The sequence below is a fragment of the Pseudomonas helvetica genome, assembly GCF_039908645.1.
GTDB lineage: Bacteria > Pseudomonadota > Gammaproteobacteria > Pseudomonadales > Pseudomonadaceae > Aquipseudomonas > Aquipseudomonas helvetica.
Genome location: NZ_CP150917.1, coordinates 2,682,634 through 2,707,269, shown reverse-complemented (window position 1 = coordinate 2,707,269; position 24,636 = coordinate 2,682,634). Strand labels below are relative to the sequence as shown.

The following is a 24,636-nucleotide window of genomic DNA, read 5'->3' as shown; positions in this document are numbered from 1 at the left end:
TCATAGTCCTTGATCAAATGATGGGGTCAGGCACTCAGGGCCTTGGGGATCAGTGCATCGGCGTAGTAACGCTGGGCAACGTCAGGATGGGAGCGCAGGCGGCCTTTGAGGTAGTTCCAGCCCACGTCACGAAACAAGGGATTGTCAGGATCACTGGCCGGGCCTCGCGCTTCACGCAGTAACGCCGCGGGCAAGGGGTAAAGCGGCACCACCGCGTCCAGTTGCGCCCCAAGGAAAAACGCAATCGACAAGCGCTCGCTGCCCTTGGGTGGCGACAGCACCCGATGCACCGTAGCGCGCAGATAACCGTTGGTGGCCAGCTCCAGTAATTCGCCGATGTTCACCACCAGGGTGTTGTCCCGAGGCAGCGCGTCGATCCAGCGCCCCTCCTCGATCTCGACTTGCAGGCCGGCCTGGTGATCTTGCAGCAGGAAGCTCAGGAATCCCGAATCCTTGTGAGCCCCGACGCCTTGATTACTTTCGTCTGGCGCCCGCCCCGGATAACGCATCAATTTGATGTGTTCATTGGGCTTGTCGCCGTACAACTGATCGAAAGCCTCCTGCGGCAGCGACAGCGCCTGGGCGAAGGCACGCAGCAAGCGCAACGACATGCGGGTCATGGCTTGCTGCCAATCCAGCAGCAAGGGCTTGAGTGTCGGCAGCGAGGCCGGCCATTGATTGGGGCCTTGCAGGCGCGCCCAGAGCGGGCTGTTCAGGTCGAGCGGCAAAGCCTCCCTCTCGGCCCCCAGATCGAACTGCTCGCGCAGGTCAGGCTTGCCGCGAGTGACCTCCGAAGCCGTACGGTTATAACCGCGAAAATGTGGTGAGTTGATCATGCCAACTGCCGCCTTCTCGTGGTCCGGCAGGGCAAAGAACTGTCGGGCATGCTCCTGCACCTGCTTCAACAAGATGCTGTCGATGCCGTGGCCGGTCAGGTAGAGGAATCCGACATCCCGTGCGGCGTGGCGCAAATCGTCAAGAAACGCCTGACGCTGCACCGGGCTGCCGTCGAGCAATGAAAGATCCAGGGTCGGTAAGGTGGTGATGTCCCGTGTGTGCGGCATGGTTCACTCCCATGTGAATTGACTGAGCGCGCTCAGCCTGGCGTCCTGTTGAAGCTAAACGATCTTAAAAACCGCCAATAAATATCTTTTTTGCATTAGCTTAGGTTCGATTCTTGACAGCAAATTGAGCGTTTGAGGTCAGTCACTTGATATAGCTCGATACAAGCTTGTTATTCCACAAAAGAAGTACACATAGATTTTATAGTACGTTTCAATCTATACGCTTCTGGCGCACTCGCATGGCCGATCTTCTTGTCGCTATATCGAAATGCTCACCACCGCAGGCGTCATCTCTTGGCTGTTCTCCATCGGCCCGGAACTGATCCAGGTGCGCCTTGAGCGACATTCGACAAAGGGTTCAAGCACCAAAGGTGAATCCGCCCCTTCAACTACTTTTACTTTCTCTGGAGCGATGATGTCCGATGCAAAACCTCTGCTGTTTGCACTCTACGAACAAGCCAGCGTGGGCTGCGGCGGTGCTCCGAGCCTCTGGACGCACCCGGTCGACGAGCGTCTGGCAATCAACTCCCTGGGCTACTGGTCGAACCTGGCGCGCATTGCCGACCAGGCTAACCTCGATATGTTGTTCTTCGGCGACGTGCTGGGTTTCTACGACGTCTTTGGTGGCAATGCCGATGCCGCGATGAAATGGGCTGTGGAAGCGCCGGCCAACGACCCGCTGATGATCATTCCCGCCTTGGCCGCGGTCACGGACAACCTCGCGTTCGGCGTCACGGTCACCACCAGCTATGAACACCCTTTCACCCATGCCCGGCGTTTCAGCACCCTGGACCACCTGACCAATGGCCGCGTGGGCTGGAACATCGTGACCTCTTATCTGTCCAGCGCCGCGCGTAATTTCGGTCTTGAACAGATGATCAAACACGATGACCGCTATGAGCGCGCCGAAGAGTTCCTCGATGTGGTGTACAAGCTCTGGGAAGGCAGTTGGGCCGACGACGCCGTGGTTGCCGACAAGGCTCGTCATTTGTATGCCCGAGGTGATCGGGTACGGCCGATCAATCACGCTGGCGAGCATTATCGGGTAGCCGGTCCGCACCTGACCTCGCCGTCACCGCAACGCACGCCGCTGCTGATCCAGGCCGGCTGGTCGGGTCGCGGCCGTGAGTTCGCGGCGAAGCACGCCGAGCTGATTTTCATCGCTAAATCCAACCCTCAGGAAATCCGCCAGGGCCTGGAAGACATATGGGCCAAGGCTCAGGCACGCGGCCGCCAGCGTGAGGATGTAAAGTCCCTGACCGTGCTGCGTATCGTCACCGCCAAAACCGAGATTGAAGCCCAGCGTAAATATGATGCGTTGCAAAGCAACTACCATCTGCAGGCGCAACTGGTCAGTTATGCGGGTGACACCGGCATCGACATCAGCCGCTACGCCGACAGCGATGCACTGTCGACCCATACCGAAGGGCTGACGTCCTATGTCATGCACCCTGATGGCAGTGGTAAACCGTTGACTGCCGGGGACGTGAAGCAACGTTTTGCCAAGGTCACCCGCGGCAGCGACCTGATCCTGGTGGGCACCCCGCAACAGGTAGCCGACCGGATCGAAGAACACGCGCGCATTTCCGGTACCAGCGGCTACATGATCAATCCATTGATCAGCCCCGGCACACTTGAAGATTTCGTAGAGTTGATCATTCCCGAATTGCAGAAGCGCGGCCTCTACAGAACCCAGCCGCAAAGTGGAACCTTCAGGTCCAGGCTGAGGGAGGATGGCAGCAACCACTTACCCGATTCGGCTTACGGAGCCTCATTCCGCTTCGACAAGGACCTATAGCCGCTGGGCGACTGCTTATGAGTTATTCAGCAGTCGTCGAGCGAGCGACGATTACGTCGCGGACCGGGGCTGGCCTGAAATGCGCTCGGCGGAGAACCAGATCCGGCCGTGGGCGTCGGGACGCATCATGAGGTATTGACTCCGCAAAGGCGTCGGGAGCGAAGCTTTTCCGCAGGGTGGCAACCTCATAAATCTTCAGGATTTTCCTGCTGTCACGCCCAGCCATTGCTGGTATGGTTTTGCCTGCCCGGCCTTGGGCCTGGAGTCTCCTGGGATGAAAGCCTTTGGTATGAGCATCTGGATTATGCCGGCGGTTGGATCTCGAACTTTTGTTTCAAACGTTACACCTACTACATTAATGCAGGGAGCAGAACCATGAGTAACAAAGCAGTTATCGTTTTTAGTGGCGGACAAGATTCAACAACCTGTTTAATCCATGCACTGCCTCTCTATGATGAAATACACTGTATTACGTTTGATTATGGTCAGCGCCATCGTGCAGAAATTGAAGTCGCACAACACCTTTCAAAAAAGCTTGGCGTGACAGTGCACAAAGTACTGGACACCTCCTTGCTAAATGAGTTGGCCATCAGCAGCCTGACACGCGACAACATCCCGGTTCCAACCATGAATAGCTCCGGAGAAAGTCTGCCAAACACTTTCGTACCCGGAAGAAATATTCTGTTTTTAACCTTGGCTTCTATTTACGCCTATCAAGTTCAAGCTAAAACTGTAATCACAGGGGTTTGCGAAACAGACTTCTCTGGGTATCCTGACTGTCGAAATGAGTTTGTCAAGGCATTGAACAAAGCCATTGAATTAGGCATGGAATATACATTGCAACTTGAAACTCCGCTTATGTGGCTGAACAAGGCGGAAACGTGGGCCTTGGCCGACTACCACAACCAATTAGACTTGATTCGCCACGATACACTCTCCTGCTACAACGGTATAAAAGGAAGTGGCTGCGCCAACTGCGACGCTTGCAATCTTCGCGCAAAAGGACTGAATGATTATCTGGAGAATAAAACAGACATCATGAACAGCTTAAAAGACAAACTGAAATTAAAATAGAAACTCGATAAAACACATTCAACAAACGCTCACTTAAGTATGATAGGCACCCCCCTAATGATTGGCGCGCTTAGACGCGCTCGCACATGGGGTTCATCACGACAGCCACATACTAAGTGAGCGTTGAATCCATCAGCGTTGTGCAAAGAAACTATCAATACACCCTTGCTATTGGAGCAGCATGCTCTTTAAAAGCAACCCACACCCTATTTACTTAACAGGGCTTGCAGTTATATATTTTTTAAACAACGACCTTGCACCGTAGGCAGGCAAAACATTAAAGAAAGCAAAACACACCTTTATCGCTATCTGAACATAAATCATATTCAATATATCACTGTTTTCCATGCTTCCATAAAATGCAATGTAGCAAAAAAGGAAGCTGTCTATTATCACCGCAAAAAAAGTACTTAAAAACACACGCAAAAATAGAAACCTGGAATTTGTCAGCTCTTTTATTTTGCACAACAAATACGAGTTTATATTTTCAGAAAAAAGAAAAGAAACAGAGGACGCTACCAGCACAGAAGACACATGAGTAATAACCTGATTATAAGGCATATCAAGCTTCCAGCCAGGCAGCCCTGGGAGATAGGTCGAAGCGTTCAGCAAAACAATAATAAGAGCATTACTTGCAAAAGCAAATAATATGGCTTTCCTCGCAAGCCTAAGACCGTAAGCCTCATTCAGCAAGTCAACGATTAAAAACGTCAACGGATAAAGAAAAGTGCCCGGAGTAACAATGATATCAAGGCTTTCTAAATAAATAGGCTTGGTCGCTGCAATACTGGTAAAAATATAAAATGTAAACAGCAGTAGATTTAGAACAATATAAATCATCCATGAGCTTTCATGGCGATCATTCATTTCGTAAGCGGTTACCGCCCCCCCTTGAGAATAAAATTTCTTATACAAGTTCTTGATTTCCATTTTATTTAAATTGTCCATTATTTCACTACTTAATACTTCGCTTAATTTTACCCTGATGACCTTACCGGTAGCGATGATCATAATCACAGCAAGATTTTTGCTGTTCTCAAACCCTAGCAATTTGTATTTGCTGTTTTCGACTTCGCCATCACGCGCCATTAAACCGCTCCTCTATTATATCCCCCACAACACAAATACGATCCGAACTAAAACAGGCCTCGCTTGTTATGAATAGTTTTTGGGTTATTTTGTCGTACACCAGCTTTTCTTTATCGTCACTCGACGAGCCTTTCTTTATTATCAATAGATCTCCTGGCTCATTCAGGCCAATAATTTCGTTCTCCAGAAGTACGCCTATTAAATTATAGGATGTGCCAAAATAGTAAGTCAAAGGGTAGAGGGTGGCCAATTCACCAATTCTTCTATCCAGGCTTTGAATAACCAAGCTCTCTTTAATGATAGGGACTGCAGCTGGATTCATATTCCCTTGCAGAGAGACACTACTCTCTATTACCTCCTTCTCTTCAAAATCAATAGTTTCTATTTCCTCATAAGACACGCCGAAGAAATCAGAAATCTTGCGAATGGTGGACTGCTGCACATTTGCCACCCGCCCTTCCAGAATATTATAGATAGTCGTTCTGGTCAGGCCGCTGGAATTGCACAAAGACAACTGCGTCTCTCCGCGACTTTTTATCAAGTACTTAATATTACTTTTCAAACACTCTATTTTTTCTCTTCTGTGCATCAAGTGCCCACCACTTCCTTATAGCTGTAACAAATCGCACTTCTGTGGATATCATGCCCTGAATGGTCATTCCACTGCTCGACGAAGATGATCAGGCCTGCGAGATCATTGCAGTAAAACTCTTCGCGATTTTTTCGTCACCGGTACCAACCCTGTACTTCTCCTTTTAACCAACCTACCTCCGTCCGTTAATGTTGCGGTGCCGGTACTTGAGGCGATCAAATCGTTGGGGAAGTCCGATTCGGGTTTGCGCTTCATGGTTCGCAGCGGGCTGAAGTGTTGCATGCGTTAGCTATAACAATAAAGACCCAGATGCTCGGAGTCGTAGTCCTTGTCAGCGAATGGCCACCGGCAACGCTTGGAAGGCAGCCCTTCCCGACCGTCGATTTTGACCTGTTCAAGCAAGGGGTGCACATACGAGATATCGCTGGCCTGGCCCCTGACAATTGGCGGCAAAGGAGTATCCCGTTGGTTTCGCAGGGTGTGTGAGCCTTAGTCGTCAAGGTCCTGCGGCTTCGACCCAACGCATGATCTGACGACTCTTCAAGCCCCCTTTTTTTCCCGGGGCCTGAAGCGCCTCCTGTTGTGGAGTCGATCATCCAGGTATCAAGACGGCTCAGCCTGGATGACTGGTATCGCCTCTTTTTTTGAATTTACTGCTCGCGAGATCCCATGGACAGCAAAAAAGAATCATTTAATTTGAAGAATGTTTAATTTTTTGATTAATTAAGTGGAGTTTCTTGCTAAAAAACCTATGCTTCTTGGTGCAATCCTGTTCTCACATCCTCACACGAGGAGAGGTAACCTCTAAGGGACTACTGGTTGCATATACAGATTTTGGTTTTTTGAGAGAACGGACGCCAAAAAACACAGCCCTCACGGGTAGGGTTGGATGGATCATGGACGAAAGGGAAGCTTCAAGGATGAAAACCTGGTTTTTATGATAAAAAAATCAATGCATTTCAATAGCTTATGTGAAAAAGCGCAAAAATCGAGATTGAGCTTCCTTTTCCACCTCACCTCGAACTTTGGGAAAGGCCTCATCGTCCCTCCTGCAGAGAACTCCAAAAGCAGTTCCTCTTCGGTTAACACTTCTTTCGATTCGACCCAAACAAACTCCACACGACAACGATTGCGACGAATCCAGGCATTCAGCGCTTTTTCCTCTGTGGTGGTCAGTCCCCCACTGTCCAGGACGATGTGATCGAGGCGCTGAGGTAAACGTTATTACTGCGAACCGGTCGCTCAGGTCAGTCGCAAATTGAGCTGAAAATCGCCTCGATAGCGCACCTCATACAGCCTGCGGTCAGGTTCGGCTTTGCCCTATTACCGCGATCTATTTCGCACAAATCGGGACATGCGTGTCTTCGGGGTGGGCTTCGGGTAGCTCGAAATAGAGGACGTAGCAGTTTTTTTCAGCGCGGGTTAACACCCTCGCCACAGCGATTGAAAAGATAGATGCCGATCAACTCATTGTTTAAGGACATTACGCTGGGGCAGCAATAGGGATCTGCATTGCTTCGTGCTGTCGTTCGCAGCACTCAACAAACAAGGAAGGGATACCGAATAATGGCAGTCAATACTGAACAGCTTAAGAACCAAGCTGACCTACTGCGACGAGGCTTGGCGGATCTGCGAGCAGAAGACGCCGAGCTGGCGAGGATCTTGGACGCTGAAGTCACGCGTCAACACCGAACACTGTCACTGGTCTCTTCTTCCTGTGCGGTCAAGCCTCGAACCTTGGTGGCATCAGCCTCGGCGCTCGTCAACGTCACGGCGGAGGGCACACCAGGCAGGCGCTATCACACAGGCTGCGAGAACGTCGATTTGGTCGAGTCTCTGGCAATCCGAAGAGCTCGGGAACTGTTCGGCGCCCAATACGCAGGCGTGCAATCACACTCGGCATCGAACGCCAATTACCACGTCCTCTCTGCCCTACTTGAGCCTGGGGATACTCTACTTGGAATGGCCCTCGATCACGGAGGACATCTTGCACACGGCAACTCCGTCACATTCACTGGCACTTACTACAAGGCGATCAGATACGGCACGACATCAGAGGGACTCATCGATTACGACAAGGTGCGCAAACTGGCTCTCGCCCATCGCCCGCGCATCATCATCTGCGGTGCAACTGCCTACTCGCGGGTCGTAGATTTCGAACTGTTCCGCAAGATTGCCGATGAAGCCGGGGCCATCCTGCTCGCTGACATTTCGCATATCGCCGGACTTGTTGCCACGGGGCGACATCCGAGCCCGATCAATGCTGCCCACGTCACTACGACTTGCACACACAAGCAGCTTGCGGGTCCCCGCGGAGGCCTGATTCTTTCAGGCCGAGACGCCAACAAAAAGGTTCCAGGCCTGAAATCAACCTTTAGTCGTGTCCTCGATCAAGCCGTTTTTCCCCGGATGCAGGGCGCGCCAGCCGTCAACATGATCGCTGCAAAGGCCGCCGCGCTGGGCTACGCAATGTCCCCGGAGTTTGACGCCTACATGGAACGGATTCGGGCCACGGCTGATGAGATGGCCAGAGCATTTCAGGCCCATGACTACGAGGTCGTGGGAGGTCGCAGCGAAAACCACACGATTCTGATTCGGTTGCGTGGGGCCATCACTGGTTCCATCGCGGAGTCGGCGCTAGAGCGCTGCGGGATCATAGTTGATAAAAATCGCGTGCCGGGCGAGACCCGATCGTCATCCGCCACCAGAGGGTTGCGTATCGGCACCGGCTCCATGGCGCAACGCCACATCGACCCCCAGGGATGCCGCCAAGTCGTCGATTTGGTTTGCCGGATCCTGGACAAGGTGATGCCGCTCAACGAGCAAGAGTACACACTGGAACCCGCGCTGCAGGAGCAATTCCGTCTACAGGCCGAAGCGTTGTGCGCAATGTATCCCATAGATGACTACATGGAGCGCTGAGAGAGCCCATCGACCGCCACCAGCGCAAGCACCATGGTGGCTCGATGGGGGCTGACGACAAGACTATCCATCGTCGCCAAAGCACTCACGGTTACACACGGCAACAGGCAGCACCGCGTTCGTTGCGGATCGGGCAGGAGCACTCAGCGCGGGTGATTTTCTTCGGCTATATCGATAGCTCGCAGATCACCCGCCTGCATCCGGTGACCCAGAAGATCGGGGCTGGATTTGGGTGCTTTCAAGGAGTATTGCGGGAACAGCCAAACAAAAAAACTTTCTTTGGACCAAAAAAATGGATCTCTTTTCAGAGATCCATTCCTTTCTTAACCGTACCTGCAATTGCTTAACGATCACGGCCGGTATTGTCCAAAGATGCGATCAATCTGAGAAAGCGAGGTTTGGTGTCCCAGCTTCAGTGTGACTGCCTTGAAGGTTCTCCATGCGAGGAAGACTGCGGTAACGAACGACCATTGCGGGCTTGCGCTAGATACCTTCATTCTCTGTCTTGTCTGTGACGATGAGGGACTCGATACCCCAGTCGCCAGGCAGATGCCAATCTTCCCCGAACAGCTCGGCCGGATGCATCGTACGGTCGGAACCATTGCCGCACGCCAGGGACTTGGCTGGACAATACCGGTCGCATCCCCAACAGATCCGCTCGGGGTGCTTGGGGTTGACGGGGAAGTTCTTGGCCATGTCGATCTCCAATCATTGAGAGACGTTTTTGCAAGCTACAGCCTTTGTGCAAAACCATCCTTGATCGATATCAAGAATCAACATCGAGCGACTGCCCGTTCATGCGGCGGCACAGATGACCCACAGCGTCGAGCGCGCCCAGCGCTTTCGCCAGCGTGACAAGCGATCGGTTTAAGTGCTCGAAACTTGATAACAATCATTATTGTTTGCATAAAAGCTTCCTAGACTCGGGTTCCTACTCGTTAGTGCCCAGGAAGACTTCATGCGTACTCACCTCTCACTCGCCCTGCTCTTGCTCGTACCGCTGGCTCACGCGAAGGAGTACCCGATCGGGGAACCCCAGCTGTGTCAGGGACTGGAAGTCGGGGCGGTGTATCTGCAACCCATCGAGATGGCCCCGGCGGGCATGATGCGGGCGACTGTCGATTCCGATGTTCACCTGGAAGCCGACATTCGGGCCACCGCGGACAATCGACAGGGCTTTCAGGAAGGTAGTTTCGTGCCTTACCTCAATGTCTCGTTCAACTTGAGCAGAGCGGGTAACCCGGACGAAATCAAGGGCGACTTCCATGCCATGGTCGCCAATGACGGTCCGCACTATGGCGACAATGTGAAGCTGCTGGGACCGGGCAAATATCGGCTGACCTTCACCGTGCTACCACCCACCGGTCACGGTTCCCTCGGGCGTCATACCGATAAGGAAACCGGTGTAGCGCCCTGGTTCGAACGCTGCGAACTGCACTACGAGTTCATTTATGCCGGCATCGGTAAAAAAGGTGGCTATTGAATGAAGCGCCTGCCGCTTGCCTGGCTGATGGTGGCCGGAGCCGTTGCGCCGTTGACCGTCCATGCCGATTTGCCGAGCTACGAACTGATCCTGCGCGATGGCCACTTCTCCCCTGCCTTACTCGAGGTTCCGGCCGGACAGCGTTTCAAGATCGTCCTGAGGAATAGCGGTCAGGGGCCGGCCGAGTTCGAGAGCACACCGCTGCGGGTTGAAAAAGTGCTGTCACCAGGCGTGACTACCTTTGTTGTCATTCACCCCCTCAGATCCGGCCACTACCCCTTTTTCGACGAGTTCAACCCACAACTGCCCGAGGGCGGCATTCTCGCGAAATAACCCGCACCCGCACGGAGTTTCCATGAATCAATCAATGTTCATCGTCTGGCGCGAAAGCGTCGAGGCGCTGCTGGTGATCGGCATTCTCCAGGCCTGGACCTGCCAACAAGGTCCAGGCAATCGCCTGGTCAAATATCTGTGGGCCGGTGTGATGCTGGGATTGATGCTCTCGGGCCTGCTGGCGGTGCTGATTCTGTTTGCCGGCGAGGCCATGAGCGGTTCAGCGAGTGAATGGTTCCAGGCAGCACTGGCGTTAATTGCCAGCCTGTTGATGGTGCAAATGGTTGGCTGGATGCATCGCAACGGGCGCACGCTGAAATTTGACTTGCGACGACATGCCGATAGCCATCTGACCCGGCGAGGCGGCCTGGGGTTGTTGTTGCTGGCCATGCTCGCCGTCGGCCGCGAAGGCAGCGAAACCGTAGTATTTCTCTATGGTGCTGGCGCCCGCTTGCGAGGCCCGCAACTCGGTTTGTTTGCGGTCGGCGGCGTCATGGGGCTGGTGCTGTCGGCACTCACCCTTGCCCTGCTGCACAGCAGTCGCCGGTTCATTTCATGGCAGCGATTCTTTGCCATCAGCGAAGTCGTCCTGCTCATGCTCGGCGCGGCGTTGCTGGTCAGCGGCACCGAGCGAATCGGCGGCCAACTGCTCGTCCTCGATTTTCCAGAGCAGGTGTACAGCATCGTTGGTGAGGCGCTTTGGGACAGCAGCACACTGTTGAACGACAGCCATGGATTGGGTGGCTTTCTGGCCAGTTTTGCTGGTTATCGGGCAACCCCCAGTGGCCTGACCTTGTTGGTGTGGGTCGGTTACTGGCTGGTCGTCGGCGGCTGGCTACGGCAACAGACTGCGGACAACCTGCCATGCCCGACCTGAGCCGCCACAATCAATGGCTTCAGCGCCTGGGTGACGGGATGCGTCGCCATGCGTCCGTCATTCGGGCCGTGCAGTGGGTTGTCGTACTGTTTTACGCGGTGCTGTTGGTGACCCCGGCGCTATTGCCGCTACCGGATAGCCAGGCGCGGATACTCGACCACCTGACCTTGCTCGCGCAGTTTCTATTCTGGGGGATCTGGTGGCCGTTCGTGTTGCTGTCAATGGTGTTCTTCGGTCGACTTTGGTGTGGCGTTCTGTGCCCGGAAGGTTCGCTCAGCGAGTGGGCCAGCCATTACGGAAAAGGCCTGGGTGTGCCGCGTTGGGTGCGCTGGGGCGGCTGGCCCACATTGGCGTTCTGCCTGACAACCCTCTACGGCCAGTTGATCAGCGTTTATGACTACGCCCAGGCCGCGCTGTTGATTCTGGGTGGCTCGACCGTCGCAGCGGTCATCGTTGGGTTGTTGTTCGCCCGGGGCAAACGGGTCTGGTGCCGTTACCTGTGCCCGGTCAGCGGCGTCTTCGCCTTGCTCGCCCGGCTGGCCCCTGTGCACTTTCAGGTCGATGAACAACGCTGGATAGAGAATGCCGCACCACGCCTGTCACCGCCCAACTGCGCTCCCCTACTCGATATCCGCCGCCTGCAAGGCGCCAGTGATTGCCACGCCTGCGGACGCTGCAGCGGGCAACGCGGTGCCGTTCAACTGATCGCCCGCTCCAGCAATCAGGAGATTCTTCACGCAAGCGCGCAGACGCTGTCGCCTTGGGATACACGCTTGCTGCTGTTCGGCGTGATCGGCTTGGCCATGGGCGCGTTTCAGTGGACGGTCAGCCCGTGGTTTATCGCCCTCAAACAACACCTGGCCCAGTGGCTGGTCGAACACAACCAGCTCTGGGCCCTGCAGGACAATGCCCCCTGGTGGTTGCTCACCCATTACCCGCAACTCAACGACAGCTTCAGTTGGCTCGACGGCTTCAGCATCGTCACTTACTTGAGTTTGAGTTCGATTGTGCTCGGCGCAGCGTTGACGCTGCTTCTGCGATTGACGGCCCGACTGGCGCGAGATCGCGCACTGTATTGGCCTCTGGCGCTGACACTCACACCTCTGGGGGGGGCCGGACTGTTTCTCGGGCTGTCGGCCACCACCGTCAAATTACTGCGTTATGAAGGTCTGCTGCTGGAGTGGGTACAACCCGCCAGGGCCTGTCTGTTATTGGCCGCCATGGGGTGGAGCCTGCTACTGGGTTGGAAACGGCTGAAACACGAAAATATTTCCCTGGTTCGGCGCGGGTCGGGGGGCGTTTGCCTGTTACTCGCCAACGGCCTGATCGGGTTTGGCTGGTGGTTGCAGTTCTGGGGCTGGGCTTGAGTTCCCTCAAGCCCCGTTACCCCCGTAGCACGAAGACTGGGAACAACTCGCGCATGGCCCCCCACAACTCTGGCAGCAAGGCTTGTGCCGAAACGCTCGGCAACAGCGGATCGAACATCCGCTCGGTGCGAACCAGTTGCACGGCGAAGCGTTTGACGCCAAGTGCATTCAAGCGTTTGGCCAGGATCAGCAGACGTGCTGGCTCGAACAGATGCCAATGCACGGTGGTGCGACATTCGTAGTCCACACCACTGGCCAACAGAGACTCAAGGCTGCGCCAGTTGGCCGCTCCACTGCCCTCGACCCGGGTGATGGCCTGGCAATCCTCGGGCAATGCCTTGACATCGAAGCCGACCCAATCAGCACCGGTCAGTGCCTTGGCGAAGGCAGCAGGCTTGATGCCAGCGCTGTGCATGCCAATGCGAAATCCCATTTCCCGCACTTCATCCATGGCACCGAGCAAGCCGTCCTGCAGCGTCGGCTCACCGCCGCTGAACACCACGGCATCGAGCAGGTCCTGACGACGTTGCAGAAACGCCAACACCCGCCGCCAATCCACTTCCTCACTGCCACGAGGGGGAATCAGCTGCGGGTTATGACAATAACGACAACGCCAGGCGCAACCCTGGCAAAACAACACGCAGGCGAGCTGCCCCGGATAGTCGAGAGTGGTCAGGGGCACCATGCCCCCAACCCGAAGCGTTCGACTCATTGGCGCCCGACCAGCGCCGCGCTTTCAGTAAAGTGCACCCGCTCGCGGTGCTCCGACTGTTTACCCGGATTGAACGCTGACACGGGACGGTGATAGCCCATCACGCGGGTCCAGACTTCGCAGCGTTGACGTTGAGCCTGAGGCAGTGGTTGCGATGCAGTCATGGTGAAGCTCCTTGCGGTTGAGGGGATAGAAATCAATGAACAGTGCCGATTTTCTGCTCTTGCAGCAGCAGAACTTCGTCGCACTTGGGGCAGAACTCATGCTCGCCATCGAGGTAGCCGTGCACCGGGCAGATGGAGAACGTCGGGGTCACGGTCAGGTACGGCAGGCGGAAACGTCCAAGGGCCTTGCGCACCAGCTGCTTGCAGGCCTGGGTCGAGGAAATCCGCTCGGCCATGTACAGATGCAAGACCGTGCCGCCGGTGTATTTGCATTGCAGCTCGTCTTGAAGTTCCAGGGCTTCGAAGGGGTCTTCGGTGTAGCCCACGGGCAGTTGCGAAGAGTTTGTGTAATACGGCGCCTGCGTACTGCCCGCCTGGAGAATGTCCGGATAGCGCTTGAGGTCCTCCTTGGCAAAGCGGTAGGTGGTGCCTTCCGCCGGTGTCGCTTCCAGGTTGTAGAGATGACCGGTTTCTTCCTGGAAGCGCAGCAATGTGGCGCGCACATGGTCCAGCAGATTCAGGGCAAATCGCCGGCCATGCTCGGTGTGCATGCCCTCCTCGTCGCCGGTGAAATTGCGCAGCATTTCATGCAGGCCATTGAGGCCGATGGTGGAGAAATGGTTGCGCAAGGTCCCCAGGTAGCGCTTGGTGTAAGGGTACAAACCGGCATCCATGTGGTGCTGAATGACCTTGCGCTTGACCTCCAGGCTCTCCATCGCCAGCTCCATCAGCGTGTCCAGCCGTTTCAGCAAACCGCTGGTATCGCCCTTGAACACATAGCCCAGACGCGCACAGTTAATGGTCACTACGCCGAGCGATCCGGTCTGTTCCGCCGAGCCAAACAAGCCACCGCCGCGCTTGAGCAACTCGCGCACATCCAGCTGCAACCGGCAGCACATCGAACGCACTTGATTGGGCTGTAGATCCGAATTGAGGAAGTTCTGGAAGTAAGGCAAACCGTAACGCGCCGTCATCTCGAACAGACGGTCGGCGTTTTCACTGTCCCATGGAAAGTCATGGGTGATGTTGTAGGTCGGAATCGGAAAGGTGAACACTCGCCCTTTCGCATCGCCAGCCTGCATCACCTCGATGTAGGCGCGGTTGAGCACATCCATTTCGACTTGCAGGTCGCCGTAGGCAAACGGCATTTCCTCCCCGCCGATGACGGGTATCTGCTCGCGCAGATCCTGCGGGCACACCCAGTCGAAGGTCAGATTGGTGAAAGGTGTCTGGGTGCCCCAGCGTGACGGCACATTGAGGTTGTAGATGAACTCCTGGATCGCCTGGCGGACCTGCGGATAGCTCAGTTGGTCCTTGCGCACATACGGCGCCAGGTAGGTATCGAACGAGCTGAAGGCCTGGGCGCCGGCCCATTCGTTTTGCAGGGTGCCGAGGAAATTCACCATTTGCCCCAAGGCACTGCTCAAGTGCTTCGGCGGCCCGGCTTCAACACGTCCGGGCACACCATTAAGACCCTCATGCAACAAGGTGCGCAGCGACCAGCCAGCGCAGTAACCGGCCAGCATGTCCAAGTCATGTACATGCAAATCCGCCTCTCGATGAGCGTGGCCGATCGCCTCGCTGTACACCTCGTCCAGCCAGTAGTTGGCGGTGACCTTGCCCGACACGTTCAACACCAGCCCGCCCAGTGAGTAGCCCTGATTGGCGTTGGCCTGGACCCGCCAGTCTTCACGGTCCAGGTACTCGTTCATCGACGTCGCCACTTCGACCAGGGTCCGGCGGTCGCGACGCAAACGCCCGTGCTGTTCGCGATAAACGATGTAAGCACGCATGGCGAGGAAAAAACCGGCGTCCATCAGCACCCGCTCAACACGATCCTGGATCTGCTCGACATGCAGCCTTGGCAGCCTTTCCAATCGGGCGAGTACCGCTTCGAGCAGACCTTCGGCTTCAACGTCGGTGTACTCCCCGGTTGCCTTGCCGGCAGCGATCAATGCCTGACGGATCTTGTCGGCATCGAAGGCAACCAGACTGCCATCGCGCTTGTGCAAGCGGTTACATCCAACTGAGATCAGCGTGCTCTGCATTTGGCCTCCAGATACTACATATAGATGTTTGTAGACAAACAAACACAACATGCAGTGAAGACTACGGACAAAGCGCTGTTCTGCAATTGACCAACGTCAAGATTTGCCGGTGAAAAAACACTCGATGACGGTGAAGGGAGAATCCGCTGCGAACACTGTGGCGAGGGAGCTTGCTCCCGCTGGGTTGCGAAGCAACCCTAAATGAGGCAATAAGACTATTCAGACAGATCGAGCTAGCAGGATTACGACCGCTTCGCGGCCGAGCGGGAGCAAGCTCCCTCGCCACAAGGATTGTGTTTGGCAAACTCTTTCCTTAACAGTCAGTTCACCCGCCGCTCATGTTCATGAACCGCACAATCTGCACCTCCCCTTCGGGGCCGAAGTCGTGGCGTAGCGGCTTGCCGCGCAAGGCCTTCTGCACCGCGTTGACCAGGGGTTGGTCATCCAGCGGGTAACGCCGCAGTAATCCGCGTAAATCCAGGGCATCGTCCTGCCCCAGACAGAGCAACAGCTTCCCCTCAACGGTCATCCGCACCCGGTTGCAGCTGCCACAGAAGTTGTGGCTGTTGGGTGAAATGAAACCGATCCGGGTATCGGAATGGTCTTCCAGGCGAACGTAGCGTGCTGGCCCGCCACTGCTTTCGGTGCTGTCGAGCAATCGATGACGACTGGCGATCAACGCCCGCACTTCGTCACTGGAGCAAAACGACTCGCCACGCGCGCGGCCAACATCGCCCAAGGGCATTTCTTCGATAAAACTGATATCGATGTGTTGATCGATGGCGTATTGCACCAACGCCGGGACTTCATCGAAGTTGCGCCCCTTCATCACCACGCAGTTCAGTTTGATCCGCTCAAACCCCGCGCCCCGCGCGGCTTCAATGCCGCCCAGCACCTGATCGAGATCGCCGTTGCGGGTAATCGCGCGAAACCTCTGCCCGTCCAGGCTATCGAGACTGATGTTCATCCGCTTGACCCCTGCCTCCGCCAACGGCCGGGCCAAACGGCCCAGTTGCGAGCCGTTGCTGGTCATCACCAGTTCGCGCAAACCGGGTAAGGCGGCGATGTTGCGGCACAGCCCGACAATACCGGGACGGATCAGCGGTTCGCCGCCGGTGAGGCGGATTTTGCGAACACCTTGGCCGACGAACAGCGCCGCCAGACGCTGCAGTTCCTCCAGCGTCAGGACCTGCTGACGCGGCAGAAACGTCATGTTTTTCGCCATGCAATACACACAGCGAAAATCACAACGGTCCGTCACCGACATCCGCAGATAGTCGATCTGCCGTCCAAAACCATCCTGCATGACAGCGTTCATCACATCTCCCCGTTTACCCCAAGGCTCACTGCACTAGCGGTGAGTCGGCGCCCTGCAAGTGGATGCCGCGAATATCCGCCGCACCGATCAGGGTTTGCAGGTATTGCACCAGGGCTTTTTGCCAGACACCTTGCTGCAACTGCGTGCGGATCGCCGTCGACACCACTTCATAGGGCAACGGCATGCCTTCGACCCGCTGATCGACACTGACCACATGCCAACCGTAACGGCTTTCCAGCGGTTTACTCGCCAGCCCCGGCGCCAGGGTGAACAGCTGACGTTCCAGTTCAGGTACGGTCTGACCCTTGCTGATCTGTCCCAAAGAACCGCCTTGAGCTTTCGACGGGCAGGCCGAATATTTCACGGCCATCTCGGCGAAACTGCCGGGAAAATCCTCCAGCCGCTGCAACAGAATTTCAGCTTGAACATGCGCAAGCGCGCGGGCCTCGGCATCGTCCGGCGCACATTCGAGCAGGATGTGCCGCACCGCCAGCAACGGCGCGCTGTGAAAGCGCCCGCGATTGTTTTCGTAGTAACGAAGGCTGGTTTCCTCATCGCACTGAGGCACCTGAACCTCACGCTCAAGCAACAAGCGCGTGGCCGCTTCTTCTTCGTTCTCACCGGAGCCGACTTCCAGCGACACGCCGAGTTCGGCAATGCGTTGCTGCAACAACTCGCGGATCACCAGCGCCCTGGCGGCCAGGTAGACCGCCTCCTCGCGGCTTTCCGCCGGGTGATATTGCAGTTCCTGAGCCATCGCCTCCGGGGTGATCGACACCGCGTTGACGCTGATGATCGGCCACTCCTGCTCACTGCTGGCGATCAACTGCGCCGGGGCGTCGTGGGCCGCCGGCGCAACCGGGAGTGCGTCAAACTGCACCGCCCCGGTCGGCGCGATATCCACAACATCGGGTTGCGCTTGTTTGGAAGAACCGCAGCCACCGCTGCCCCCGTTACCGCCCCCACATCCACATCCACCTGACATGATTGTCTCCTCAGAACTTCTGACGAACGATTTGATAACGACGCCCCAAGTACCAGACCGGTGCACTGATCATGTGTACGAGACGGGTGAAGGGGAACAGCACGAACAGGGTCAAACCGAGAAACACATGCAGCTTGTAGATCAAGCCGACCGGCGCGATGGACGCCGCCGCTTCCATCGGCCGCAACAGCACGGTGTTCTGCGCCCAATCGGCGAGCATCACCATCACCGAGCCGTCCATGTGTTCAGTGGACGCCACAATCGTCAGCAGACCGAGCAGCAACTGCGCCAGCAGCACCAGCAACACCAGAATGTCCGAAGTGCTGGAAGTGGCGCGTACCCGTGGATCGCTCAGCCGCCGATTGACCAGCATCAGTAGGCCAACCAGGCACAACAGACCGAAAAGCCCGCCGGAGACCATTGCCAGCAGCTGCTTGTTCTCAGTGCTGATCACATGGTGATAAACCGACGCCGGGGTCAGCAGGCCGACGAAGTGCCCGGCCAGTATGAACAACACCCCGATGTGGAAAAAATTGCTCGCCACGCGCATGCCGCGCTGGTTGAGCATCTGACTGGAGCCTGCCTTCCAGGTGTACTGCGACAGATCGAAGCGGGCCCAACTGCCAATCAGGCAAATAGCCAGGGCGATATAGGGATAGATCCCGAACAACAACAGGTTCCATTTAGACATTGCCTACCTCCTTGGCCGGCACGGCGGCCAGCCCTTCATGCTGAAAATCCACCCAGTGCAACGGCACTGCGCTTTCTTCCCGGACCTTGCCCGGTGCGCTTGGCAGCGAACTGCAACGGTCCTGCTGTTCGGCCTGGAGAAAGTCCACGGCCTCCTCTTCCCAGATCTTGTCGAGGGCTTCAAGGGAGTCGTCACGCGGCTCGGCAGCCACCTGCGCCCGCAGGTCGGCCACCGCCTGATGCGGCTCGGCCCCGGCAATTTGCAGCAGCGCGCGGAAGCAACTGGCGTACGCACTTTCACGCTCATCCAGACGCGCCGCGAGCAAGGCCAACAGGTGCGACACATCTGCCAGGCCCTCGCGGGCCTCGATGTCTTCGCGAGTAGAAAGGAACTCCAGATACAGCGGGATATAGTCCGGAAGTTCTTTGACGCCGATGGCAAACCCGGCGGCTTCGTATTGCGCCATCATGTCGACCATCGCCTGACCTCGGTCACGGGACTCACCGTGCACATGCTCGAACAGCAGCAGCGACAGCGAACGCCCCCGGCCGAACAGCGCACCGTAGTGCTCCTGTCCGTCCATCAGGTCATTGGTGCAGATCAGCTCCAGCAACTCGAATAACGCACCGCGCTGCTTGGGGCTGATTTCCCGGGACTCGATGATCGCCTGCTCCAGTTCGTCGCGACCGCCAATCAATGCCTCGGTCGGGTAGTCGAGCAGCAGCGAAATCACTTTGAGAATTTGCATGCTCATTCCTCCCACAACTGAACGGTTTTGAGGATGTCGCGGCGGTTGGCTTTCTTGGCGCCGAACATGTTGGTGTCGGAGCTGCCGCTACAGCCGCTGCCGAAACTGAAACCGCAACCGGAGCGCTCGGCGAAGGCATCGCTCATCGCGTCTTCACGGTGGGCGCTGGGCACCACAAAGCGGTCTTCGTAGTTGGCGATCGCCAGGTAGCGATACATTTCTTCGACCTGGGCCACGCTCAAGCCGACATCCTTAAGCACTTGCAGGTCCTGGACGCCATCGACTTGCTCGGAACGTTTGTAGGCGCGCATCGCCAGCAAGCGTTTAAGCGCACGCTTGACCGGTTTTTCATCGCCCGCTGTCAGCAGGTTCGCCAGGTACTTCAGTGGAATACGCAGGCTGTCGACATCCGGGATCACCCCGTTCATGCCCACGGTGCCGGCGGTCGCCGCATTCTGGATCGGCGACAGCGGCGGTACGTACCAGACCATCGGCAAGGTGCGGTATTCCGGGTGCAGCGGCAGCGCCAACTTCCAGTCCACGGCCATTTTGTAGACCGGCGAACGTTGCGCAGAGTCGATCACTGACTGCGGCACACCATCGGCCAAGGCCTGACGGATCACCGCCGGGTCATTCGGGTCGAGGAAGATCTCCAGTTGTTTCTCGTACAGATCCTGCTCATTGGCGGTGCTCGCCACTTCGCTGATGCGATCGGCGTCATACAGCAGCACGCCGAGGTAGCGGATACGGCCGACACAGGTTTCAGCGCAAACGGTCGGCATCCCGGCTTCGATACGCGGGTAGCAGAAGATGCATTTCTCGGACTTGCCGCTTTTCCAGTTGAAATAGATCTTCTTGTACGGACAACCGCTGATGCACATCCGCCAGCCACGGCATTTTTCCTGGTCGATCAGGACGATGCCATCCTCTTCGCGCTTGTAGATCGCCCCGCTCGGGCACGAGGCCGCGCAGGTCGGGTTGAGGCAGTGCTCGCACAGGCGCGGCAGATACATCATGAAGGTGTTTTCGTATTCGCCGTAAATGTCCGCCTGAATCTTGTCGAAGTTCTTGTCCTTGCGGCGCTTGGCGAACTCGGTACCGAGAATCTCCTCCCAGTTCGGGCCCCACTCGATTTTCTCCATGCGCTTGCCGGAGATCAGCGAACGCGGGCGCGCTGTTGGCTGGTGCTCGCCCAGCGGCGCGGTGTGCAGGTGCTGGTAATCGAAGTCAAACGGTTCGTAATAGTCGTCGAGGCTCGGCAGGTCAGGGTTGGCGAAAATGTTCGCCAACACCCGGAATTTCCCGCCAATGCGCGGGTTGATCGTGCCGTTGGCGTTGCGAATCCAGCCGCCCTTCCACTTGTCCTGGTTTTCCCATTCTTTCGGATAGCCAATCCCCGGTTTCGATTCGACGTTGTTGAACCAGGCGTATTCCATGCCTTCGCGGCTGGTCCAGACGTTTTTGCAGGTGATCGAACAGGTGTGGCAACCGATGCATTTGTCCAGGTTCAGAACCATGCCGATTTGTGAGCGAATCTTCATCTCAGTTCTCCTCGATATCGTTCGGCAGGGGACGTGGCAGGTCATCGCCACTTGAACCGTCGAGCCAGTCGACTTTGGCCATCTTGCGCACCACGACGAATTCATCGCGGTTGCAGCCGACCGTGCCGTAATAGTTGAAACCGTAGGCCTGCTGGGCATAGCCGCCGATCATGTGGGTCGGCTTGAGCACCACCCGGGTGACTGAATTGTGGTGGCCGCCACGGGTCTTGGTGGTTTCTGAACCTGGCACGTTCACGATCCGTTCCTGGGCGTGGTACATCATCACCATGCCTTCCTTGACCCGCTGGCTGACCACCGCCCGGGCGGTCAGTGCGCCGTTGGCGTTGAAGCACTCGATCCAGTCGTTGTCCTCGATGCCGGCGCGTTTCGCGTCGACCTCCGAGAGCCAGACAATCGGCCCGCCACGGCTGAGGGTCAGCATCAGAAGATTGTCGCTGTAGGTACTGTGAATGCCCCATTTCTGGTGCGGAGTGATCCAGTTCAGGACGATTTCGGTCTCGCCGTTACTGCGCTTGCCTTTCACCCCTTCGATGGTCCGGGTGTTGACCGGCGGCCGATAACTCATCAGTTGCTCGCCGAATGCCTGCATCCACGGGTGATCCTGATAGAACTGCTGACGGCCGGTGATGGTGCGCCATGGGATCGCCTCGTGAACATTGGTGTAGCCGGCGTTGTAGCTGACGTGATCGTCTTCGAGTCCCGACCAGGTCGGGCTGGAGATGATCTTGCGCGGCTGTGCCTGAATGTCGCGGAAACGAATCGCCTCATGGGCCTTGGACAACGCCAGGTGACTGTGATCGATGCCGGTGAATTCCGACAACGCGGCCCAGGCCTTGACGGCGACATGGCCGTTGGTTTCCGGTGCCAGAGACAGAATCACTTCCGCGGCATCGATCGCCGTGTCGATTTTCGGCCGACCATGGCTGATCCCGGCAGCCCCTTCGTGGTGATTGAGTTCACCGAGGAACTTCACTTCGTCATCGGTGTTCCAGCTGATGCCCTTGCCGCCGTTGCCATGTTTTTCCAGCAATGGCCCCAGCGAGGAGAACTGTTTGTAGATGTTCGGGTAGTCACGCTCGACCACATGCAGGTTCGGCGCGTTCTTGCCCGGTATCGGTGCCACGCCGGCGCTTTTCCAGTCGGTGCCGCCAAACGGCTGGGCCAGTTCGCCGACGCTGTCGTGCATCAGCGGGATGGTCACCAGGTCTTTTTCAACGCCCAGGTGCCCTTCCGACATGCTGGAAAACGCCTTGGCGATGCCTTTGTAGATCTCCCAGTCGGAACGCGATTCCCAGGCCGGATCGATAGCCGCCGACAACGGGTGAATGAACGGGTGCATGTCCGAGGTGTTCATGTCGTCTTTTTCGTACCAGGTTGCGGTCGGCAAGACGATGTCGGAGTAGACGCAAGTCGAGGACATGCGGAAGTCCAGCGTGGTGACCAGGTCAAGCTTGCCGATGGCACCCTCGTCCACCCATTCGGCTTCTTCGGGTTTGCAATCGCCGACCTGGCCGATGTCTTCGTTCATCACTCCGTTTTTGGTGCCGAGCAGGTACTTGAGCATGTACTCGTGGCCCTTGCCCGAGGAGCCCAGCAAGTTCGAACGCCAGATAAACATGTTGCGCGGGAAGTTCACCGGGCTGTCCGGCTGCTCGCAGGAGAACCGCAGCGAACCATCCTGCAGCGACTTGACCACGTAGTCTTTCGGGTCCATGCCGGCTGCGGCGGCATCGCGGCAAATGTGCAGCGGGTTGGTATTGAGTTGCGGTGCGCTGGGCAACCAGCCGGCACGTTCGGCGCGGATGTTGTAGTCCAGCGCATGCTCGGGAAATTGCGATTTATCGGCCAGCGGCGAGAGCACGTCGTGCATGCTCATTTTCTCGTGGCGCCATTGCGAACTGTGGGCGTAGAAGAAGCTGGTACCGTTCATTTGACGGGGTGGGCGATTCCAGTCCAGGCCGAACGCCAGGGGCAGCCAGCCGCATTGCGGACGGAGCTTTTCCTGGCCGACGTAGTGCGCCCAACCGCCACCGGTCTGACCGACACACCCGCAGAGCATGAGCATGTTGATCAGCCCGCGGTAGTTCATGTCCATGTGGTACCAGTGGTTCATTGCCGCGCCGACGATGATCATCGAGCGGCCCTTGGTCTTGTCGGCGTTGTCGGCGAACTCACGGGCGATCTGGATCGCTTTCTCACGGCTGACGCCAGTGATCTGCTCCTGCCAGGCTGGAGTTCCCGGCACCGAAGCGTCGTTGTAATCCTTGGCGACGTTAGCGCCACCGAGACCGCGGTCGATAGCCAGGTTGGCTGCCGACAGGTCAAACACGGTGGCAACTTTAGCGATGCTACCGTCTGCCAGCACCACGTTATGCACTGGCACACGGCGGTACTGCACGGCATCGCCAGCAACGTGCTGGAAGTGCTCGTGGGATTCGCCGGCAAAATACGGGAACGCCACTTCGGCGACGTCATCGCCAATCAGGCTCAGCTTGAGATCGATCTCACGGCCTTCGCCGCCTTCACGAGGGAGGATGTTCCACTTGCCCTTCTCGCCCCAGCGATAGCCGATGGAACCTTGAGGGGATACCAGTTCACCGTTGACATCCAGGGCGATGGTTTTCCATTGCGGATTGTTTTCCTGACCAAGGTTGTCGGTCAGGTCACTGGCGCGCAAGAAACGGTCCGGCTGATAACCGGCACCCGGTGCCTTGTCGGGCATTTGCTTGAGTAGCACCAGCACCGGCAAATCGGTGAAGCGCTTGGCGTAGTCAGTGAAATATGCGCTCGGTTTGTCCAGGTGGAATTCTTTGAAGATCACATGATTGAACGCCTGGGCCAGCGCTGCGTCAGTGCCTTGTTTAGGGTTCAGCCACAGGTCGGTGAGCTTGGCCACTTCCGAATAGTCGGGGGTGATGGCGACAGTCTTGGTGCCCTTGTAACGGACTTCGGTGAAGAAGTGCGCGTCCGGGGTGCGCGTCTGCGGGACGTTGGAGCCCCAGGCGATGATGTAGTTGGAGTTGTACCAGTCGGCCGATTCCGGCACGTCGGTCTGCTCGCCCCAGACCATCGGCGAAGCCGGTGGCAAGTCGCAGTACCAGTCGTAGAAACTCAGGCAAGCGCCGCCGATCAGCGACAGGTAACGCGAACCGGCCGCATAGCTGACCATCGACATGGCCGGGATCGGCGAGAACCCGACGATGCGGTCGGGGCCATATTGTTTGATGGTGTAGACGTTGGACGCGGCAATGATCTCGTTGACTTCCTCCCAGTTGGAACGAATGAAGCCGCCCATGCCACGCTTGCTTTTATAGGAGTCGGCCTTGACCTTGTCCTCAACGATGCTCGCCCAGGCTTCCACTGGCGCCAGGGTCTGCCGCGCATCACGCCAGAGCTTGAGCAACGGCTTGCGGATTTTCGGGTACTTGAGCCGGTTGGCGCTGTAGATGTACCAGCTGTAACTGGCGCCACGCGGGCAACCACGGGGTTCATGGTTAGGCAGGTCGTTGCGGGTACGCGGGTAGTCGGTCTGCTGGGTTTCCCAAGTGATCAAGCCGTTCTTGACGTAGATTTTCCACGAACAAGACCCGGTGCAGTTCACCCCGTGGGTGGAACGCACGATCTTGTCGTACTGCCAGCGCGAACGGTAGACGTTCTCCCAGTCGCGAGACTCTTTGCGGGTCTCGCCGTGACCGTCGGAAAACTCGTTTTGCTTGCGATTGAAAAACCGCAGTTGATCCAGTAAATGACTCACGGTGTGTCCTCTCAGGCTTGCTGCGGGGTTCTGTGCCCCGCCCACGCAGGTTGGA

General features: G+C 56.9%; 21 protein-coding genes. 8 read left to right on the top strand and 13 right to left on the bottom strand.

Going from position 1 to position 24,636, the window contains the following annotated elements:
* Positions 1 to 26 precede the first annotated feature (26 nt).
* Positions 27 to 1,064: an isopenicillin N synthase family oxygenase gene (locus AABM55_RS12465; protein WP_347929718.1), complete on the bottom strand. Its 1,038-nt coding sequence runs from the start codon at positions 1,062 to 1,064 to the stop codon at positions 27 to 29.
* Between the two features lie 415 nt (positions 1,065 to 1,479).
* Here AABM55_RS12465 and AABM55_RS12460 point away from each other — a divergent pair, with 415 nt between their 5' ends.
* Together AABM55_RS12460 and queC are read left to right on the top strand one after the other, a co-directional pair.
* Positions 1,480 to 2,862, top strand: a complete 1,383-nt coding sequence (locus tag AABM55_RS12460; protein ID WP_347929717.1) for an LLM class flavin-dependent oxidoreductase — start codon at positions 1,480 to 1,482, stop codon at positions 2,860 to 2,862.
* Positions 2,863 to 3,237: 375 nt separating this feature from the next.
* Complete coding sequence (gene queC / locus AABM55_RS12455; RefSeq protein WP_054596888.1) at positions 3,238 to 3,936, top strand: 7-cyano-7-deazaguanine synthase QueC; 699 nt, start codon at positions 3,238 to 3,240, stop codon at positions 3,934 to 3,936.
* Positions 3,937 to 4,146: 210 nt separating this feature from the next.
* Here the strand turns inward: queC and AABM55_RS12450 are convergent, their stop codons facing one another.
* Positions 4,147 to 5,025 carry a queuosine precursor transporter gene (locus AABM55_RS12450; protein WP_103322126.1) on the bottom strand — a complete coding sequence of 293 codons (879 nt, stop codon included), beginning with the start codon at positions 5,023 to 5,025 and terminating at the stop codon, positions 4,147 to 4,149.
* Complete coding sequence (locus AABM55_RS12445) at positions 5,015 to 5,614, bottom strand: helix-turn-helix transcriptional regulator (protein WP_347929716.1); 600 nt, start codon at positions 5,612 to 5,614, stop codon at positions 5,015 to 5,017. The genes AABM55_RS12450 and AABM55_RS12445 overlap by 11 nt, the downstream gene beginning before the upstream one ends.
* Positions 5,615 to 7,183: 1,569 nt before the next feature.
* Here AABM55_RS12445 and glyA point away from each other — a divergent pair.
* Positions 7,184 to 8,539 (top strand): serine hydroxymethyltransferase, encoded by a 1,356-nt coding sequence (glyA, locus tag AABM55_RS12440; protein ID WP_103315293.1) that lies wholly within the window; start codon positions 7,184 to 7,186, stop codon positions 8,537 to 8,539.
* Between the two features lie 44 nt (positions 8,540 to 8,583).
* On the top strand, positions 8,584 to 8,886 hold the full coding sequence (locus AABM55_RS12435; RefSeq protein ID WP_347929715.1) for a hypothetical protein: 303 nt from the start codon (positions 8,584 to 8,586) through the stop codon (positions 8,884 to 8,886).
* Between the two features lie 136 nt (positions 8,887 to 9,022).
* Here AABM55_RS12435 and AABM55_RS12430 read toward each other — a convergent pair whose 3' ends face one another.
* Positions 9,023 to 9,235: a DUF3079 domain-containing protein gene (locus AABM55_RS12430; protein ID WP_054596887.1), complete on the bottom strand. Its 213-nt coding sequence runs from the start codon at positions 9,233 to 9,235 to the stop codon at positions 9,023 to 9,025.
* A 262-nt stretch (positions 9,236 to 9,497) separates the two neighbouring features.
* Here AABM55_RS12430 and AABM55_RS12425 point away from each other — a divergent pair, with 262 nt between their 5' ends.
* The 4 genes from AABM55_RS12425 to AABM55_RS12410 are packed head-to-tail and all read left to right on the top strand — an operon-like array spanning position 9,498 to position 12,599.
* Positions 9,498 to 10,022, top strand: coding sequence for an iron transporter (locus AABM55_RS12425; protein ID WP_018927822.1), 525 nt, complete (start codon positions 9,498 to 9,500; stop codon positions 10,020 to 10,022).
* On the top strand, positions 10,023 to 10,355 hold the full coding sequence (locus AABM55_RS12420; RefSeq protein WP_054596885.1) for a cupredoxin domain-containing protein: 333 nt from the start codon (positions 10,023 to 10,025) through the stop codon (positions 10,353 to 10,355). It abuts the gene before it with no gap.
* Between the two features lie 22 nt (positions 10,356 to 10,377).
* Positions 10,378 to 11,232: an FTR1 family protein gene (locus AABM55_RS12415; RefSeq protein ID WP_347929714.1), complete on the top strand. Its 855-nt coding sequence runs from the start codon at positions 10,378 to 10,380 to the stop codon at positions 11,230 to 11,232.
* A complete protein-coding gene (locus AABM55_RS12410) occupies positions 11,220 to 12,599 on the top strand; it encodes a 4Fe-4S binding protein (protein WP_347929713.1) in 1,380 nt (459 codons plus the stop codon). The genes AABM55_RS12415 and AABM55_RS12410 overlap by 13 nt, the downstream gene beginning before the upstream one ends.
* A 16-nt stretch (positions 12,600 to 12,615) precedes the next feature.
* On the opposite strand, the gene AABM55_RS12405 is transcribed toward AABM55_RS12410, so the two are convergent.
* From AABM55_RS12405 to AABM55_RS12365, 9 genes are all read right to left on the bottom strand, one after another.
* Positions 12,616 to 13,311, bottom strand: coding sequence for an anaerobic ribonucleoside-triphosphate reductase activating protein (locus AABM55_RS12405; protein WP_347929712.1), 696 nt, complete (start codon positions 13,309 to 13,311; stop codon positions 12,616 to 12,618).
* On the bottom strand, positions 13,308 to 13,475 hold the full coding sequence (nrdD, locus tag AABM55_RS12400; RefSeq protein ID WP_054596881.1) for an anaerobic ribonucleoside-triphosphate reductase: 168 nt from the start codon (positions 13,473 to 13,475) through the stop codon (positions 13,308 to 13,310). Before nrdD ends, AABM55_RS12405 begins: the two co-directional genes overlap by 4 nt.
* A 32-nt stretch (positions 13,476 to 13,507) precedes the next feature.
* Positions 13,508 to 15,523, bottom strand: coding sequence for a ribonucleoside triphosphate reductase (locus AABM55_RS12395; RefSeq protein WP_347929711.1), 2,016 nt, complete (start codon positions 15,521 to 15,523; stop codon positions 13,508 to 13,510).
* Between the two features lie 325 nt (positions 15,524 to 15,848).
* The gene (moaA, locus tag AABM55_RS12390) at positions 15,849 to 16,841 is read right to left on the bottom strand and encodes a GTP 3',8-cyclase MoaA (protein WP_347929710.1); all 993 of its coding nucleotides are present in this window, start codon (positions 16,839 to 16,841) and stop codon (positions 15,849 to 15,851) included.
* Between the two features lie 25 nt (positions 16,842 to 16,866).
* The gene (locus AABM55_RS12385; RefSeq protein WP_347929709.1) at positions 16,867 to 17,826 is read right to left on the bottom strand and encodes a peptidylprolyl isomerase; all 960 of its coding nucleotides are present in this window, start codon (positions 17,824 to 17,826) and stop codon (positions 16,867 to 16,869) included.
* 10 nt (positions 17,827 to 17,836) lie between these two features.
* Positions 17,837 to 18,517 (bottom strand): respiratory nitrate reductase subunit gamma, encoded by a 681-nt coding sequence (gene narI / locus AABM55_RS12380; RefSeq protein ID WP_103315284.1) that lies wholly within the window; start codon positions 18,515 to 18,517, stop codon positions 17,837 to 17,839.
* On the bottom strand, positions 18,510 to 19,265 hold the full coding sequence (gene narJ / locus AABM55_RS12375; protein WP_054596876.1) for a nitrate reductase molybdenum cofactor assembly chaperone: 756 nt from the start codon (positions 19,263 to 19,265) through the stop codon (positions 18,510 to 18,512). The genes narI and narJ overlap by 8 nt, the downstream gene beginning before the upstream one ends.
* A gap of 2 nt (positions 19,266 to 19,267) precedes the next feature.
* Positions 19,268 to 20,806 carry a nitrate reductase subunit beta gene (gene narH / locus AABM55_RS12370; RefSeq protein ID WP_038982852.1) on the bottom strand — a complete coding sequence of 513 codons (1,539 nt, stop codon included), beginning with the start codon at positions 20,804 to 20,806 and terminating at the stop codon, positions 19,268 to 19,270.
* A 1-nt stretch (position 20,807) separates the two neighbouring features.
* Entirely contained in the window at positions 20,808 to 24,581 is a 3,774-nt protein-coding gene (locus AABM55_RS12365) for a nitrate reductase subunit alpha (RefSeq protein ID WP_347929708.1), read from the bottom strand.
* Positions 24,582 to 24,636 lie beyond the last annotated feature (55 nt).